This is a genomic window from Hydrocoleum sp. CS-953 (genome assembly GCF_002260545.1).
GTDB lineage: Bacteria > Cyanobacteriota > Cyanobacteriia > Cyanobacteriales > Microcoleaceae > Trichodesmium.
In genome coordinates this window covers 1-4,579 of sequence record NZ_LGSU01000768.1, presented here as the reverse complement: position 1 = coordinate 4,579, position 4,579 = coordinate 1, and the positions used below count along the sequence as shown (strand labels likewise).

Annotated in this window: 3 protein-coding genes; all 3 read left to right on the top strand. The window is 30.8% G+C overall.

The annotated features are described in order from the left end of the window. Positions 1-626 precede the first annotated feature (626 nt). The 3 genes from AFK68_RS09375 to rfbC all read left to right on the top strand — a co-directional run bounded on the left by AFK68_RS09375 (position 627) and on the right by rfbC (position 4,516). Positions 627-2,369, top strand: coding sequence for a YfhO family protein (locus AFK68_RS09375; protein WP_143437730.1), 1,743 nt, complete (start codon positions 627-629; stop codon positions 2,367-2,369). Between the two features lie 406 nt (positions 2,370-2,775). Beyond that, a complete protein-coding gene (locus AFK68_RS09370) occupies positions 2,776-3,639 on the top strand; it encodes a bifunctional 2-polyprenyl-6-hydroxyphenol methylase/3-demethylubiquinol 3-O-methyltransferase UbiG (RefSeq protein ID WP_094672484.1) in 864 nt (287 codons plus the stop codon). A 328-nt stretch (positions 3,640-3,967) separates the two neighbouring features. Further along, positions 3,968-4,516, top strand: a complete 549-nt coding sequence (gene rfbC, locus AFK68_RS09365) for a dTDP-4-dehydrorhamnose 3,5-epimerase (protein ID WP_094672483.1) — start codon at positions 3,968-3,970, stop codon at positions 4,514-4,516. Positions 4,517-4,579 lie beyond the last annotated feature (63 nt).

Here is a 4,579-nt window from a genome sequence, read left to right as displayed (position 1 = left end):
TACCTTTTGTTGCGGATATCGCAATAGCAATTTTTACCTACAAAATCTAGAGGCAAACTTTTAGCAAATCAGAAATAAAAATTTGATTCATTTCTATTGCTATATACGCAATAGGAATTTAGACTCACTTACCTTTTGTTGCGGATATCGCAATAGCAATTTTTACCTACAAAATCTAGAGGCAAACTTTTAGCAAATCAGAAATAAAAATCTGATTCATATCTATTGCTACATACGCAATAGGAATTTAGACTCACTTACCTTTTGTTGCGGATATCGCAATAGCAGTTTTTACCTACAAAATTCAGAGATAAGCTTTTAGCAAATTAGAAATAAAAATCTGATTCATCTCTATTGCGATATACGCAATAGCAGTTTTTACCTACAAAATCTAGAGGCAAACTTTTAGCAAATCAGAAATAAAAATTTGATTCATCTCTATTGCGATATACGCAATAGAAGTTTTTACCTAGTCTGAGTGACTTAGGGATTATAGAAATAGAAACTTTTTAAAATAAGAAATAGAAATTTTATTTATAGATATTGCCACATAGCTCTAAAGAGACGGGATTTTCAAGTTCGCTTTAAGGTAATATTTCCAAAAGCTATCTGCCAATTTTCTAATAATGCAAAAAATACTTTCCCGAACCAGAATATTATTACTAACCCTCTATATTTTCCCAGTCTTATTACTCCTCTGGTTTCTCACTAACTTTAGTGTCAATGTTCCCTACTGGGATCAATGGAGATTAACCCCTATCTTTGAGCGAGTTGCTGAAGGAAACGCCACATTTTTTGACTTTTTCACAGTACACGGTCATCACAGAATATTAATACCCAAATTAATCATTACCGCTTTAGCTTTTTCCACTAAATGGAACACCCAAGCTGAAATAATTTGTAGCGTAATTTTTGTCATCATCACATTTTTTGCTATCTGCAAAATAGCCGAAACTAAATTACATAATAGAAACAAAAATCTCCTACACATCGCCAATATTTTAAGTTGCCTATTATTATTTTCCCTAGTACAACATCAGAACTGGTTATGGGGATTTACCATGTTTTGGTTTCTGACAAACTTATGTCTAATAATGGCAGTATATTTTATTCACGCTTTAGAGAATTTGTCGGCAAAAACTAGAATATTTCTAGCAGCAATATTTTGTTTAATCGGAAGTTTTACCTTAATCCAAGGATTACTTTATTGGGTTGTTTTAATTCCCTCAATATTATCTATAGAAGGGAAAGCTAAACAAAAAATCAGTAGACTAAGTATCTGGATTTTGGTGTTTATACTTTCATGTATTATCTACGCAATTAACTTTAATCCGATTCGGGAACCAAAACCATTTTTATTTACAGAACAACCATTTTTGATAATAAATTACTTTCTAGCTGTTCTAGGTTTACCTTTAGTGAGACTTCCCATGCCTGCAATTATAACAGGATTAATATTATTGTCTGGTTTCCTATTTTTTACATATTACTTTCTCAAGAAACCTTTCTACAAACTAACCTTTTTTCCTCCTGCTATTCCTTGGTTAACAATAGGTACATTTTCTCTAATTTCTGCTCTATCTATTTCTGTAGGTAGAGCAGAATATGGAGTTGCAAATGCCATGATTTCTTCTCGATATACAACCACATCAATATTATTAATTATTTCTCTGATTTATCTCCTGGCATTGTTTGTACAAGAGCAAAAAAAATATTTATCAATATATAAAATTTTAGCTGTCGTAATGACAGGAATTATGATCATTAACTCCCTGTATGTTGTGAGGAATATAAAATCAAGTTTTCCCTACATAGAAAGTCGGAAAGAATGTCTAGAAATAATTGATTATTTAGCAGATTCAGAATTTATCAGAAAATCTCCAGATAGTTGTTTAGTATTAATGAATGGCAAAACCTGGTTAGTCAGACAAGGTGCAGAAATTATGGAAAAATTAGGTTGGCGAGAATTTCCTCAAAATCTAGAATTTATCAAACAACCAAAACAAAATTATGGTTATTTAGATAATCCTCAATTAACTGAAGAATCCATAATTATTAACGGTGATGAAACTATAAATTTAGGAGGTTGGGCAATTAGACCAGATGGAAAAAAACAACCTAACTTAGTATTACTTTCTTTTGGTGAGAATCAATATTTTTTTGCCAATGCTATTGTTAACTTAGAGAGTAATGATATTGCTAAAATTATGAATTCAAAACTTTATAGTACAGCAAGATGGAAAGTAAAATTTTCAGCCAAATCTTTACCTATGGGAGAAACTGCCATTAAAGCTTGGGTTTATAACTCTAATAAACAAGAATTTGTCAAGTTGAACAATGAAGTTAAGGTTAGGGTAGAAAATACTTGACAATTATTCAAAAATATATATATTTAAACAGATAACAATAACTGCCCAAATTGCCATGAAATGAATTTCAGGGCTAATAGCTGAAGTTCTTTTTAAGGAACTAAAAATACTATCCTTCTTCAAAGGACTTAAGCTGTAAGCCAGAAATTTTAATCCCTAGAGAATTTTCAAGTAGAATCTCTTGATCAGTTACTTGTTCTAGCTAGGAATTTAAAGTTCCTTTTGAAGAATGTTGTTTTTGATTATTCATATAAGCAATTGTGTTTTGATAAAATAAAATAACCATATACTTTTTGCCAAGCCAATTTATTTTCCTTCGGAGACAGAACATTATTTAGATAATGATAACTACTACCTTTAATATTTTTCACAAAATCAGAAACAGAAGTAATTTTAATCAAATATTATGCCAAAAAATCATTGCCCCCTGTGTCATACAAATAAATTTAACTACTACAAAGCAGGTGATGACTATATATTAGCAAAATGTTCTGAATGTGATATGGTATGGGATAATAATCCACCAGCAAATCCTACGGCAATCTATCAAGAAGATTATTATAATAACGATTTTCCCAAAGGAGGATATTCTAATTATTTCCAAGGGATGAAAATTAATAGTCAGACTTTTAGAAAACGTTTATTAAAAGCAGAGAAAAAACTTTATGGTCAAGGTTTATTATTAGATGTAGGTTGTGCTTTAGGTGATTGTTTGGAGCAAGCAAAAAATTTAGGATGGAATAATCCTCAAGGTTTAGAAGTTTCAGAATATGCAGTAAATTTTGCTAAAAGTAGAGGTTTATCTGTATCTCAGGGTGATTTGTTTAATCATGATTTTGAACCTAATTCTTTTGATTTGATTATGCTGCAAGATATGATTGAACATACGACAGATCCTATTGGTCAACTAACAGCAGCTTATCAACTTTTGAAACCAGGAGGATGGATTTTTATTACTACTCCAAATGTGGGAGGATTTTGGCAGAAATTATTGGGTTATTTATGGTATCACTATAAACCAACAGAACACTTGACATATTTCTCCCTTGATACGATAAAATTTGCTTTGGAAAAAAGTGGATTTTCTGATGTAGAATCAAAGCCAACCAGTAATTCTATGAGTCTGGAATATATATTGAATAGGATGCAATATTATCAGCCAACTTTATTTTCTTTTTTACTCTCAATTTCTCAATTACTCAATCTACATAAATTAGTTTTTTCTTTGTCGATAGGAGAATTAGAAGCTTGGGGGAAAAAAGACAATTAACAGTTATCAGTTTTTCGGATTTTTTTTACTACTTATACNGATGCAATATTATCAGCCAACTTTATTTTCTTTTTTACTCTCAATTTCTCAATTACTCAATCTACATAAATTAGTTTTTTCTTTGTCGATAGGAGAATTAGAAGCTTGGGGGAAAAAAGACAATTAACAGTTATCAGTTATCAGCTTATTTTGATTTTCTTTTCTATATTCTCCATGATTATCAAATTATTAACTTTTTAGTGATAAATTAAAAGGAGATTTAAGTTCATTATCACTATTCCCTATTGCCTGTTCCCTATTCCCTTATCAATCAACTGAGGTAAAAAAAATGAATGTAATTGAAACAGAAATTCCCGAAGTATTGTTAATAGAGCCAAAAGTTTTTGGAGACGAACGTGGCTTTTTTATGGAGAGTTTTAATCAACGCAATTTTTCAGAAAAAACAGGAATCAATCTGGAATTTGTACAAGATAATCACTCTCGTTCTAGCAAAGGAGTATTGCGAGGTTTACATTATCAAATTCAACAAGCTCAAGGTAAATTATTACGAGCAGTTGTGGGAGAAATATTTGATGTTGCTGTAGATATTCGGAAAAATTCTCCTAATTTTGGTAAGTGGGTAGGTTATCTTTTAAGTGCAGAAAATAAACGACAACTTTGGGTACCTCCTGGTTTTGCTCATGGTTTTTTAGTAGTGTCTGAAACTGCAGATGTTTTGTATAAGACTACTGATTATTACGCACCTGAATATGAGCGTTCAATTTTGTGGAACGATCTAGAAATTGGGATTAGTTGGCCTTTAGATGGAATTGAGGTTAAATTATCTAAAAAAGATGCAGCAGGAAAAACTTTGAAAGATGCTGATTTATTTGCATAAAACAGTTATCAGTTATCAGTTATCAGTTGAAGTGGAAAAATTTTCTAGTAAATAACTTTTAAA